We start from the raw sequence: 13,872 nt of genomic DNA on the forward strand, positions 1-13,872 counted from the left end.
TTTTCCTATTCCGTTATCACCGCAAGGAGAAACATGTTTAAACAAGGCACTCGAAAACAATAGAAGCTGTGCCAACATTGTGACACAGCCTCCAAGCACACTACAACTAATTTTTTCAATTATACGGAATCACATCCGCGATAGCGATAGAGCTATACCCGTTTGACGCACGCACCTGGTCATTCACGATCACCTTCACATAGCGAATCTCCCGGGGCTCTGCCATGGGAATTAACGTCGTTTCCCCGACACCTTTCCCCAAGACCCACTCGTTCAAGTAAAGCGCATTCTTCCAAACGATCCCGTCTTCGGAAACCTGAATCTTGATCAACTCCGGCAGCATATACTGATTGGTCTCTGTCTTGCGAGCTTGCACCACTTTGAAACCGCTCACCCTCTTCGCTTCCTTGTAAGTAATCGTGATCTCGTAATTCCGAATACCGGTGGTTGCCACACTACCCTCGATTGGCATCCACTCCGTGGTCGGGTCGTCATCCACCAATCCGTTCAAATTAGAATCCCAATCCGCACTTTCTTCTATCGAACACTTCACGCTCTCCACCTCTAAACCGGCAGGATTCAAAGCAGGCATCTCGGTTTCTCCCATCTCGACCAACACCCCCGGATTCAACAATCCGGCATCCGTGAAATAATGGTTGTTATAACGCTCCACCTTCAAACCCGTCAAACGATTTGCCTCATTCAACACCAACACACTCCGGTCCACATCTTCCAAAACACTGGCATCATAGTCGGAAGGATATGCGGTATTCAAGAAACGATTTTTCCCCAACACGATTTTCTCCAAACTGGGACACAAGAGGACATCCTCCAACGTGTTCATGTCGTAATCAAATTCCAGCGTCCGTACGGTATCGATAAAATGCTCGAACGCTGCCTTTTCCGCCTCGGTCTGATCCGAAACCCCGTACCGCCTCTCCAACGCCGTCTTGAAGTCCGTCGCGAAATTACGTTGATCACCCAACTCGATCGGAGCGAAATGAATCACATCGGGACATCCCTCGATCCGTCCCACGCGCGAGATCGTGATGGGCAAATGGCAATCCACGTCCTCCAACGTGATGTGTTTCCGCTCGAATTCCGCCTTCGTCAGCGTGTAACTCACCGCTTCACCCCGGGTATTCGTGTAGTGCATCCGGACATCCAAAATATCGTCATTCCAGTTGTCCATGAAAAACAGTAACGCATTCTTGGCTTTCACCTTATAGAACTTCGTCACCACGTTCGTGAAGGTACGTACCACTTCGTGCGCCTCCGTGTAAGGACGGCCGTACACGGTTTCCACCAACGATTGGCTTTTGTCTTTTCCTATCGTGCACACCTCAATAGCGTATGACCCGTCTTTCAAATGCAAGAGGTCTACAGCAGAAGCTGCGGCATCCAGCAACGTATCATATTTCATATCTGCCACCGCCCAAGTCACCTTGATACTGTCCACTAAAACATCTTGGCTGTTATTCCATTCCAAACGCAAGCGCTCCCACCCGGGGATCACCTGGATGTCGGTACAATTGTTCAGATAACGTATGGCGCCGTCGCCTGCCATATCGCTATACGTGTCCTCCAGACTTTCGCCGCAACCTGCCAACAGCACTCCCGCCGCCAGCAAGCCCATGATATATTTTTTCATCTTCATCATTACAACTCTTTTTTCACGTAAATTTCCAACTCGTGCATGGTCACGTATTCATCCCGATTATCTCCTTCATCCCAATTATACCATGTCCTATTAAATACATCTTCCACCACGATCTTCAGGTAACGGAATCTTTTTTCCGAAGCGGGAATCACGACCTCCAAATAAGCCGGATCTGCCTCTTCCAGTTCTTCCAACGTTCCATAAACAAGCTCGTAATTATGGTCACAACGTTCACACCAACGATCTTCGACCTCCGCATCAGGATCTTGCTCGAATTTGCCCAACTTCACCCACGACGAAGCATCCGGGTCACCCTCATCGCTCCCGTACACGCTCACAACGCAAGGTAACTTGTTCATACACGCCGTTTTCCAGATTCCGCCTAACTCGCCCCAGTCCCAGTCATCATTCGAGAAGTATTCACCAGTATATAAAATTCCGTATATACGCACCTTTGCCGGGATTTTTCCCTCCTTCATATCCACGATAAAAGGCGCCCCCACGGCGCGAGGACCGGCAACGAACGTGAAGTTTTCAAAATCTTTTTTCGAGATCATCCGGCGTGTCCCTTTCGTGTCCCCGTCGAACAGGTATTCCACCCCGGTAGCCTCCGTCTTATTGGTAATCGAAAGATGGCGCACATCCTGGAATTCAAAATCTTTCGGATCCATCTTGTCGGCAACATACGACACGACATGTTCCCATACTTTCTGTTTCACCCAATAACCGCGGTAATCTTGCGTGCGCACGATCACCGTGTTCGCCGCCGCCTCCTGTTTCAACTCGAAAGAAAGCGTGTCCCCGCCTTTCAGGATCGGGGAACTCTTCAACAAAAGCGTATCCGTCTGCTTGGTCGTGGGATTCATCCCCAGATAATAGATATGCACCATACCGTTCACTTTTCCCGGAGCCTCGTAAATCATCTGGAAACCGCCCCAGGAAGGAACAATCTCCGCCTTTTCAAAGAATGCGTACGGGGCGGAATCCTCCGTGTCGAAAGTAATCTCCATCGAATTGGATTCCATGCCTTTCGGATCGGTAAACGTCACCCGTGCCTTCACCCCTTTGCGAGCCTCGTTGAAGCCGTCCAGCACCAGCGAATCGCTGCCGAAACCACTGGTTTTCAACACCTCCTGCTCGTGTGCATCCTGATAGCGCACGTTCATGGCATATACCCGGTTGTCCTCCGGCAAGCGATAGCGGATCACCGCCCCTCCCGGCAAAGGCGTAATGGAGCGGATTAATTCTTTCGACGGGGTAACGTCGAAATACGAGTCGTCATCTTGACAAGCGAAAAGAGCGACTAATATGATCGTCAAAAATAAAGTATATTTCATGGTTCAAACTTTTTACATTATCACACGTTCATTTTACCATCCCGGATTTTGAATCACCCCGGAAATCAACACTTCCTCCGCCTTGATCGGGAACAGGTAATCCCGCGGAACGGTGAATTTTCCCCGGCTCCAGACCACCACGGGACCATTAAAATTATTGTAGAACGACCGGGCATCTTCTCCCAGTATATTCCACCCGTATTGTTTCTCGTTCAATGCCTCGTGGGCAATTTTCCAACGGCGCAAATTCCAAAAACGTTGTCCCTCGAAAGCCAGTTCGATATTCGTCTCCTGCCGGATAATACCGCGCATGCCCTCCTTCGAATCCACGCGTCCCGGATCCTTCGAGTAGGATTTCCAAGCCGTCACCACATCCGGGATACCGGCACGTTCACGGACGACATCGAGGGCATCGTACACCTTCTGGCTCGGTCCCTCGTATTCATTCCATGCCTCTGCCTGCATCAAGTACAATTCCGCCATCCGAATCAAAGGAATTGTTTTATTGCTACCCGCCGAATAATACTTTGTTTCCTGCTCCGGGTAAAGATTCTTTTTCAACCAGTAGCCGGTGATATTCTGGTACTCCCGGCTGGAAACGACATCCAACGTCGTGCCGAACCGTTCCCCCTTGTACGCCTCCACGAGCAAATCATTCTGCGTGTAAGCCCCCCGGGGTCCGCGTTGCCAAATCGTCCGGTCGGCGGCGATACTCGCGTAGAAACGGGGCTCACGACGTAAATGCAACTGCAACACATCCGTCTTCAGGGGCACCACGTTATTGTATCGGGGATTGGACTCTTGTGCCATCCGGTAACGCCCGCTGTAATTCCACGTGTTGTCGGCGTCTATCGGCAAACCGTTTTCCGTGTAATACATCTCGACCATCTTGATCGTGGGACATACTCCCCCTTTAGCTCTTTGGTTATAATGACTATCGGAAGAAGACAAATAAGGCAATACCAAACAATAATAGTTGTTTATAACATCCTTCCACTCCAAAATCACCTCGGGATTGTCGAACTGGGAAAGCACGCTATACGACAAATCATACATCGTGTTCAAAAGCACGGAGCCCTCGCTCGCCGTTCCATCGTACAATTTATGTTGTCCTGCTTTACACACCTCCACCGCCCGATCGGCTGCCTCTGCCGCCAGACGCCATTTCTCGGGATCGTACTCGCTGCTGAACAACGGCTCCCCGTTTTTCCCCTTAAAATGGGCATAATACTCGTTTCCGTTGAACAGGGGGGATGCCGCGTAAAGCAACACCTTTGCCTTGAGCGCCAACGCCGCTTCCTTGGTAAAGTACGCGTACCGCATGGAAGATTTCTCGCTTTTTAACAACAGGTTCGGTTCCGCCTCATCCAACAGGCGCACGATTTCCTTGAAACAGGTATCCACGTGCACCCGATCGACTGCCATGTCCGGCACACTCGTCTCTACCGGTATATTCTCCGGAACCAACGCGATAGGTCCGTAATGACGCACCAGATCAAAATAGAGGAACGCTTTCAACGCCAACATCTCGGCTTTCCATTCCCGTTTCTCCCGATCCTCCATATTATACACGCCATCGATATGCTCCAAGAACACGTTTGCGCTACGGATGGATTCGTAATGCGAGCATACGTTAACGGAATTTCTATCATTCAAATTATCATCCCACAAGTTCCCGTAAGGTTCCTGCGACATCTGCAATCCCTCCGCGATAAAGATCCCGTTATACCCACTTCCACGGAAAACATCACACATGATCGTTTCGTCTGCCCCGAAAAACGCCGGATTACGATCGATATTCGTAACCTGCCCCATCACTCCCGCGTATACGCCCTCCAACCATTGATCTGCATTCGCACGTAATTCAAAAATAGACTCTATCGTCTCGATATCCCTTTCCGGCACCACGTCCAAGTAATTGGAACAACCGAACAACCACGTGACAGAGCACAAAATAATCAATATATTTTTCATCGTTCAATCGTTTAAAAATTAAAAACTGACATTCACCCCGAATGAGAACGTACGTTGTATCGGATAATTAAACCCGCTCTCGCCCAACTCGGGATCCCATGTCTTGAAATCGGTAATGATAAAAGGATTATTCACCCGTGCGAACAGCTTGAACGTTCCCATCTTTTCCCGCCAATGCGCGGGCAAATTATAAGCCAATTCGATTGCCGTGCAACGCAAGAATTTACACTCGCGCATAAAATAGGTACTTTTCCGCACCTCCGCTCCCGAATACCAATCCTCTTGCGGATTGTGCTCGTTAATTGCCGACGTGGAAAGCCGCGGCCAGAAAGGACGCCTTGCCATGTTGCTCTCGCTCCAGTGATCCTCGTAAATCTCTTTCAACATCGCCCGGTCATCCACGAAAGGATTGATTTGCATCGGATTCATAAAGAATCCCCGTTTCCCCGAACCCTGGAAAGCGATATTGAACTCCATGTTTTTATAGGAAACAAATGCGCTCAACCCGTAAATCGTGCGCGGCGTTTCCGGGAAGCCGATATACGTGGCGTCGTTCACGTCGATCACCCCGTCGTTGTTCAAATCACGGTAACGGATATCCCCCGGCATCACGTTTCCTCCCTGCCGCGGAGAGTGGTCGATCTCCGCTTGGTCCCGGAACAGCCCTTCCGCGATATACCCGATCGCTTGCGAAATCTCGTGCCCTTTCCTCAACTGCCATGTCGGTTTATTAGGCGCTTCGTCAATCTCCTGGTAAATCGCCTTGTTGTAGGTAAAAGTACCGTTCAATATCAACCAGAAATCAGGGCTGAAAGCGTGTTGGATTTTTCCCGAAAGATCGACCCCGCGGGAACGGACCCGTCCCATGTTCGCCAACTGGAATTGCTCAAACCCCATGGTTGCCGGTACCGTGGTCCGGTAATCAAGGATATTCTTGCGGATCTCCTGATAAATATCGGCATTCACCTCGAAGATTCCCCCGAGCAACTTCAACTCAATGCCCAAGTTCACCTGGTCGGCTATTTCCCAGGAGATTTTGCTATTCGCGTAAGATTTTACCAAATAACGCTTCGCCAAATCAACATCAGGTATAGGCGACTTAGGCGTCCTATAGTCAATGTCAGGAAGATAAGCGTAACGCGGGGAAGAAATCACGCCGTCATTCCCCACCTGTCCCCAGGAGAGTCGGAATTTCAAGAAAGAAATCCATTTGGAAATGCCCTGCATAAACGGTTCCTTCGAGGCAATCCACGCACCACCGACTGCCGGAAAAAATCCCCACTGGTGGTTCTTGTCAAACCGCTCGGAACCGTTATACCCGAAACTGGCTTCCACGAAATAACGGTCCTTGAACCCATACGTCCCGCGCATGGAGAAACTCACGTTCCGATGCGGCAAAGATGTCAATACATTCTGTGCCCCGGAAGAGGTGTTCTCCTGTAAAGAGAGTACGGCCGTCAAGCTCGTCTGGTGCTCGTCCCAAGCCGCCGTGTGCAACCCGCGCAACTCATAATTCATCTGCGTCGTTTGCACACTGACTCCTGGTCCCGAGTATTGCGGTATCTGCAACGTACGCCGCGCATTATCCGGGTTCAATGCCTGCAATTTATGTTCCCCGGTCTCGAAATCATAATCCGTCAACGAATAACGGAAAGGTTCCGTTTCCAAAGGATTCTCGTAATAACCGGTCTTCTGCATCGCCACGATCCCGCGCAACTCCAATCCCTTCAACAAGGTGGAAAGATTGTGGATGTATTCGGCACGGATCGTTGCCGAGTAACGGCTGCGCTCGTTGTATCCTTTTTGGATTTCCAAATAGGGATTAATGGTTTGCTGTGTAAGACTTCCGAAACGGATATGCGGCCAGGAAGAAGCCTTATCCCCCGGATACGTCGGGGCAAAATCCACCGGCGATGCCTGAAACACCATCCAGTATGCCTGGCTTACATCGCTTATCGGACCGTGGTATTTATCGAGCGACGCCGAAGAATTGATCAACAATTTGATTCCGGCATTCAAGTCGATATTCAAATTGGTTCGGAACGTGAAAGCATTGTTTTTGATATTGCAGTCAAACTGGTTCAACCGATCGGTTTTCAACATCCCCTCATCGTAGTTGTAATTGATGGAAGTATAATATTGTATTACCCGCGAGCCACCCCGGATGTTCAATCCCGCGCGATGGTTGACGGAATAGTCGTTGAACAATATCTTGTACCAATCATTCGCCGGGTACACCCAAGAGGGATAATTCTTCGACCCCGTCCGCTCGATGCGTTCCAAACTATACTGCGGCATGGCATCCGGGTTCCGGGCAAGCAACGCCTCGTTGTACATCTTCATATAGGTAACGGGATCCACCACATCAATCTTCTTGGTCGCGCTGGAAGCCACCACCTCGTAGCGCAGGGAGGTATAAACGGAACCCTCTTCCCCCTTTTTGGTGGTGATCAAAATCACCCCGTTTGCACCACGGGCACCGTACATGGCGGTCGCCGAGGCATCCTTCATCACGTTGAAACTCTCGATGTCCTCTACCGGGATTCGGGATAAATCCAACTTGGAAGATTCCACCCCGTCAATCAGGATCAAGGGGTCGATATTCGCGTTGCTTTGGAAAGAAGTGATACCCCGGATGTAAAACTTGGTATTCATCTCCTCCTCCGTCAAAGCGGCGGGAAGCCCCCCCGTCTGCCAAGCGATCATTCCCGGAATCTTACCGGCAAACTGAGTCGTCAAGTCGCTACTGGAAGATTTCAAGGTCCGGGTATCCACGCTCGTGATGGCCGACACCACGCTCTCCTTTTTCTGTTCCCCGAAGGCAACCACCGTCACCTCCTCGATATTCTCGGCAGTAGGATTCAACGAAACGTTCAATTTCTTTTTGCCCTTCACCTCCACGACACGCGGCTCGTAACCGATAAATGAAAACCGCAAAACATCCGTCGGCAACACGTTAATCACGTAACGCCCTTCCGCGTCGGAAGCGACACCCCGCGTAGTCCCTGGATCAACACCGTGGCTCCGGCAATCGGGTTTCCTTTCTCGTCGGTCACGCGACCGCTCACCTCGATCAACTTCGATACCTGCTTGGCACCGATCAGGATCCTCCCGTTCGCCTGTTCCGAACATTGCAAGCCCGTGCCTTCCAAACAAGCTTTGACCACCTCGATCACCGCAACGTTCTCCCGTTTCAACGTGATCTTCTTGGTTTCCTTCATCACGACTTCTTCTTGGAAACTCAAAAGATCCCCACTCAACCGGTTAATCTCGTGCAACGCGCGCAACACGCTCACGTCTTTAAAATCAACCGATATCACTTTCGCCTCCTTCTGCTGGGCAAAAAGCGATGTCGAACTAAAAAGTGACACGCCTAAAAAAAGAAACGCGCACGAAAGTTCTAAAAAAACTTTTGTCTTCAGTCTTTTTTTCATAGATTTGTGATTAAATTGATACTATAACCTTGTGTTCCAGACAAGGTTTCTGAAATGGAGCCACCTCAAGGTTGCTCCATTTTATTTTTGATATACACGACGTTTCCGTCGATCTTAAACTCCAACCCTACAGTGAAAGTAAAGATATCCAATATGGATTGCAACGATTCGTCTTTATTAAAATAACCGTTTAACGTGTACCGTTCGCGATGCTCCAACTGGTAAACAAATTTCACGCCGTACCAACGTTCAATTTGCCGCATCACCATCTCTATATTCTCTTTATGAAACACGAACAAACCGTCTTTCCACGCCCTCGCGTGCTCGAGATTCGCCTTCGTGACAGAGAATTGCCGTCCCTGGGTATCCCAGTCAGCCTGTTGCCCGGGAAGAAGCACGACCTCCCGGGTCGTGTCTGCCGACGAAACGACATGTACCTTTCCCGTGAAAAGCGTCGTTCTGACACAAGGCTCATCCGCGTATGATTTGATATTAAAGGAAGTCCCCAGCACCCTCGTGCGCATCCCGTCCGTTTCCACGATAAAAGGGCGTGAAGCATCCTTCGACACCTCGAAAAAAGCCTCTCCCGCCAACCGGACAACCCGTTCCCCCTGCCCGAAAAGAACCGGAAATTCCAATTCACTCTCCGAGTTCAACCACACCCGGGAACCATCGGAAAGAACCAACGAGTAAAACCCTCCGGTAGCGGTAATCACCTTATTCATCTCCAACCGCGTGAACTCGGCGGTATCCGCTCCTACTCCCGCGGAATCGTACACCAGCCGTCCCTCCTGCCCCATCACCGTCGCGGTTCCCAAACGCACACTATCCCGTGCTATATGGGTCATCCCGACTTTCTTCCCGTCGGACAAAACCAAAATCACTTTATCCTCCACCTTCGCCCGGGGCGGCGTATCCGCACTCACCACCACACGTGGTTCCGCTTGCTTATCCTCGTGGAACCACATCCACATTACCCCCGCCAACAAAGGAATGGTAAGAATCGCCGCATAGCGCCAAACCGTATTTATCCAAGACCCGCGCGTCTTGTTCCGGAATTTCTTGTAAGCCTCCAACGCATTCAACTCCCGGAACACCTTCCGGCGATCCGGCAAACTCTCTCCCCGGCACACGCGTTGGAAAAACGCCTCACGCTCCTCGCTTCCCTCACGCCACACGCGCAACTCTTCCCGCTCCTCCGCGGAAAGGTCATCCAGCAAGAAACGCCATACCAAATCAATAATCCTATAATTCTTCTTGTCCATTTTTAATGTAATTTCAATATGAAGACAAGAAGAGCGCCAAAAAGGAGTAAAAAAATGGAATCTTTTTTTATATTTTTTTACATCAAACTGAAAATCAAGGGATAAAAACGATCGCTATTTCATACAATTTTCCCAATTTCTTTTTTAAAATTTGCGTCCCGATATTTCGCTGTTTTTTCACGGTCAAGGCGGATATTTTCAGGTTCTCCGCGATCTCTTCATTCTTTTTCCCTAACAGCACCTGCTCGAAAACCTCCCGGCAACGCGGCGGCAACTCGCCTATCGCGTGCAACAACAAACGATAAATCTCCTCTTCCATGACACGCAAATCCTCCGCCTCCCCCGTCTCCGTTTCCCGCTCCCGGACATACTGCATATACTTCTCCTCCACCTCTTTATGTTTCAACAAATTGATGCAGGCATTCCGCACGGAAGTGTACAGAAACGTCTTGAAACTCGTGTAAGAAACATACTTCGTCTTGCTTTCCCAAATCTGCATAAACAACTCCTGCACGATATCCTCTGCCTGCTCCTTCTCCTTCACGTATCCCATCGCGAAATAAACCAAAGCATTATAAAAATTCATGAACAACTCGCGAAAAGCACCGGGATGCTTTTCGTGCAATTGCTTCATAAATGTACGTTCCTCTTCCGGGTTCATACTCAAATTATTTATACATAAAAATATAGTCACCAGACACTCCCCACGTAGATTCTACCAGCAAGTGCAAACTTAAACAATAAATTTGAAGAACTCGTATACGGGAAAAACAAAAATGAAGTATCGAGAAATTCTTGGGCCCTTTTAGATGAATCACTCGAACTTGATCGCCTTCACCGGGCTGATCCGGGAAACCAGCATCGTGGGAATAACCAGCATCAGCACCGTCACGGCTATCACCCCCGCGTTCAGCAGAATCACGTACCCGATACTGAAATGAATAGGTACCGTATCCATATAATAGGTAACCGGGTCGAGGTGTATCACGTGAAACGCTGCCTGCACTCCTGCCAAAGCGAACGCCAGCACATTTCCCCACAACATTCCTCTCACGATCAACCCGGCTGAAATATAAAGGAACAACTTACGCAAGGACACGTTCTTGTATCCCAACGCTTTCATGATGCCTATAAAAGTCGTTTTATCCAAGATCAAGATCAACAAACCGGATACCATATTAAATCCTGCCACGGTCACAATCAGAATCAAAATCACCCACACGTTCATATTCAACAATGCCAACCAGTCGAAAATCTGCGGAGCCTCGTCCGTCAGCGTTCGCACTTCGCAATAAACGCCTAATTCATCGATCTTATCCTCCACCTTCCCGGCAATCTCGTTCACCCGCTCCACGTCATCCAGCTCTATGGCAATCTTCGACACCTCTCCCGCCTTCCAACCGTTCAAACGGGCAAGATGGCGGGCGTCCGCCACGACCATCACGTCGTCGTATTCCTTGAATCCCGTGTCATATATCCCCGCCACCGTGAACACCCGTGCACGAGGTGGTTCCTGCACGAAATGAGAGGTTATCCGGTCACCGATACCCACGCCCAACATGGAGGCAACCGACCGGGAAACCAATATATCATTCGAGGTCGCCTCAGCCGAGAAATCGGGGAACTCTCCTTCCACTATATTCCGTTGAAAAAAAGTAGCGTCGTACCCAGCGCCAACACCCTTCAGCACCACTCCATGAATCTCCTCCTTGCTCTTGAATATCGCGGGCTTCTCGATGTACCCGTACACGTCCTTCACGCCCTCGATCTCCTTCAATTCCGCAACCAACGTGTCCACTCCCCGAATGACGCCCTCCCCGCCCATCGAACCTGGCATAAAAGGCTGCACGTTCAAGTGCGCCGTGAATCCCGACAATTTCTCGGTGATCTCCCGCTTGAACCCCGTGATAATAAATAATGACAGCAACATCACGCTCAAACCCAACGCAATGCCCACGATAGCGATCTTCACGATCGGAACAGACACAGACCTCGTTGCATCTCCTTTCAATAACCTACGCGCAATGTACCATTCCAGATTCATACGAACTCACCTCAATATTTCAATTAATTTACGCGAAACTACGAAAACAATACAATATTTCCATAGGATAACCACAAATTTACCCTTTATCTACCCCAAGTCTACCGTTACGCTAGCCCATGAACCAATCACGAACCAATCATGAACGTAGCATAAACGTAGACAAGCGTCCATGCTTCGAAATTAATTGGTTCATAAAAAGTCTTTAAGGTAGGGATAGGAGCAGGAAACCATACGCCATACAAGGCTTTCCTTTACAGAATCAAACTAAATTACTCCGGAGGCTTCAAATTTAAAACGATTCCGACCTATTAAATGACAATTTTTTATTAAACTCGCGTACACGCTAAAAGAATGAGAATAAATCATATAAAATATAATCATGCAAAATAATCTAATTGACAAACAAATCGTTGACCAGAAACTGCAAACATGCGGAATCAGTGACATGGAAGATGCCACGATACGCGATATCGTGAAAGTTGTGAACATGGTCGAGGCTGAATGCGGTGAGAAATTCATCCGCATGGAAATGGGTGTACCGGGATTAGCTCCCTCGAAAGTAGGTATCGATGCCGAGATCGAGGCATTGCGTGCCGGATGTGCCCAATTCTACCCGATGCTCGAGGGACACAAGGAATTCAAGGAGGAAGGTTCCAAGTTCGTGAAGAACTTCATGGACATCAACATCAAGCCGGAAGGCATCGTTCCCACCGTGGGCTCCATGCAAGCCTGTTTTGCCGCCTTCATGGCTGTGACGGAATGTAAAAAAGAGAAAGACACCGTGCTCTTTATCGATCCCGGTTTCCCCGTGCAAAAGACTCAGATGCAAGTGATCGGCAAACCGATCGAGTCGTTCGACGTGTACAATTACCGCGGGGAGAAACTACGGGAGAAACTGGAAGAACTTCTTTCCAAGGGAAATATCGCCGCTATCCTGTACAGCAACCCGAACAACCCGGCGTGGATTTGCTTCACGGACGAGGAATTGAAAATCATCGGGGAACTTGCCACCAAGTATGACGTAATCGTGCTGGAAGACCTCGCTTATTTCGCCATGGACTTCCGCCGTGACCTTTCCGTACCGGGCAAAGCTCCATTCCAACCCACAGTGGGAAAATACACGGACAATTATATCGTGATGATTTCCGGCTCCAAACTGTTCAGCTACGCAGGACAACGCTTGGGTATCATGTGTATCTCCGACGCTCTTTATAACCGGAAGTACGACAACCTACACGACCGTTTCGGGGGAATGGGCACACTCGGGTACACCATTGTAAACCGCATCATCTATACCTTATCCTCCGGGACCACCCACTCGTGCCAGTATGCCATGGCAGCAATCCTAAAAGCAGCTAACGAGGGACGTATCAACATTCTGGACGGGGTACGGGAATACGCCAAACGGGCTAACGCCATGAAAACACTCTTCACCAAGTACGGTTTCGAGATCGTGTACGACCGGGATTTGGCGGAACCGATTGCCGACGGGTTCTATTTCACGTTGATCTACCCGGGTTTCACGGGTGGCGAATTGGCAAAAGCAATCCTGTATTACGGCATATCCGCCATCCCATTGCGGGACACCGGGTCGAAGAAACAAGGTTTGCGTGCTTGTGTTTCCCAAACAGGGCTCGAGCGTATGAATGACCTGGAAGACCGATTGAAACGTTTCGCAGCAGATCACAAGAGATAATTGAAAATGAAAAACGAAAAATTGAAAATGAAAATAGATTTACTGGATCGGGAAAACCTTTAAAAAAACAATCGCGGGAGAAAAGCAAAACAATGTTAAAATACCAGCAAACTATTTCAAGATTCAATTTTAGTTTGTAATTTTATCCCGTAAATGCGTTACAGAATAAAAGAGAAACGAAGAATTTATTTATAAATCATAACCTATTATTCAATTATGGCAAAATTTAGAGGCGCTGTCGTCGTTGACAAAGAAAAATGTAAAGGATGCAACCTTTGCGTGGTCGCGTGTCCTACCAAAACCCTCGATCTGGCGAAAGAGGTGAATGGAAAAGGATACCACTATTCCGAGATGGTAAATCCGGAAGCATGTATTGGATGTGCCAGCTGTGCGTTGGTATGCCCTGACTCGGTAATCACCGTTTACAAAATGAATGTAGAATAAGAATAAAAACTACCT

At 49.0% G+C, this 13,872-nt stretch carries 10 protein-coding genes; 2 read left to right on the forward strand and 8 right to left on the reverse strand.

Annotated elements, in window-relative coordinates; genetic code table 11:
* Window positions 1-115: 115 nt before the first annotated feature.
* From A3CY_RS0106710 to A3CY_RS0106740, 8 genes are all read right to left on the reverse strand, one after another.
* The gene (locus A3CY_RS0106710) at window positions 116-1,660 is read right to left on the reverse strand and encodes a DUF4998 domain-containing protein (protein ID WP_018337145.1); all 1,545 of its coding nucleotides are present in this window, start codon (window positions 1,658-1,660) and stop codon (window positions 116-118) included.
* Entirely contained in the window at window positions 1,660-2,997 is a 1,338-nt protein-coding gene (locus A3CY_RS0106715; protein WP_018337146.1) for a DUF4959 domain-containing protein, read from the reverse strand. The genes A3CY_RS0106710 and A3CY_RS0106715 overlap by 1 nt, the downstream gene beginning before the upstream one ends.
* 33 nt (window positions 2,998-3,030) lie before the next feature.
* Window positions 3,031-4,971, reverse strand: a complete 1,941-nt coding sequence (locus A3CY_RS0106720) for a RagB/SusD family nutrient uptake outer membrane protein (protein ID WP_018337147.1) — start codon at window positions 4,969-4,971, stop codon at window positions 3,031-3,033.
* A gap of 18 nt (window positions 4,972-4,989) precedes the next feature.
* A complete protein-coding gene (locus A3CY_RS20400; RefSeq protein WP_018337148.1) occupies window positions 4,990-7,935 on the reverse strand; it encodes a SusC/RagA family TonB-linked outer membrane protein in 2,946 nt (981 codons plus the stop codon).
* Complete coding sequence (locus A3CY_RS23435; protein WP_051082686.1) at window positions 7,932-8,405, reverse strand: carboxypeptidase-like regulatory domain-containing protein; 474 nt, start codon at window positions 8,403-8,405, stop codon at window positions 7,932-7,934. The genes A3CY_RS20400 and A3CY_RS23435 overlap by 4 nt, the downstream gene beginning before the upstream one ends.
* A gap of 65 nt (window positions 8,406-8,470) precedes the next feature.
* Window positions 8,471-9,670 (reverse strand): FecR family protein, encoded by a 1,200-nt coding sequence (locus A3CY_RS21930; protein ID WP_018337149.1) that lies wholly within the window; start codon window positions 9,668-9,670, stop codon window positions 8,471-8,473.
* 94 nt (window positions 9,671-9,764) lie between these two features.
* Window positions 9,765-10,331, reverse strand: coding sequence for an RNA polymerase sigma-70 factor (locus tag A3CY_RS0106735; RefSeq protein WP_018337150.1), 567 nt, complete (start codon window positions 10,329-10,331; stop codon window positions 9,765-9,767).
* A gap of 153 nt (window positions 10,332-10,484) precedes the next feature.
* Window positions 10,485-11,714, reverse strand: coding sequence for an ABC transporter permease (locus tag A3CY_RS0106740; protein WP_018337151.1), 1,230 nt, complete (start codon window positions 11,712-11,714; stop codon window positions 10,485-10,487).
* A 382-nt stretch (window positions 11,715-12,096) separates the two neighbouring features.
* On the opposite strand from A3CY_RS0106740, the gene A3CY_RS0106745 reads away from it, so the two are divergent.
* Both A3CY_RS0106745 and A3CY_RS0106750 read left to right on the forward strand, forming a co-directional pair.
* The gene (locus A3CY_RS0106745) at window positions 12,097-13,413 is read left to right on the forward strand and encodes a pyridoxal phosphate-dependent aminotransferase (protein WP_018337152.1); all 1,317 of its coding nucleotides are present in this window, start codon (window positions 12,097-12,099) and stop codon (window positions 13,411-13,413) included.
* A gap of 216 nt (window positions 13,414-13,629) precedes the next feature.
* Entirely contained in the window at window positions 13,630-13,857 is a 228-nt protein-coding gene (locus A3CY_RS0106750) for a 4Fe-4S binding protein (RefSeq protein ID WP_018337153.1), read from the forward strand.
* The last annotated feature ends 15 nt before the right edge of the window (window positions 13,858-13,872 follow it).

Origin of the sequence: Butyricimonas synergistica DSM 23225 (genome assembly GCF_000379665.1) — a bacterium.
In the GTDB taxonomy this organism is placed as follows: Bacteria; Bacteroidota; Bacteroidia; order Bacteroidales; family Marinifilaceae; genus Butyricimonas; species Butyricimonas synergistica.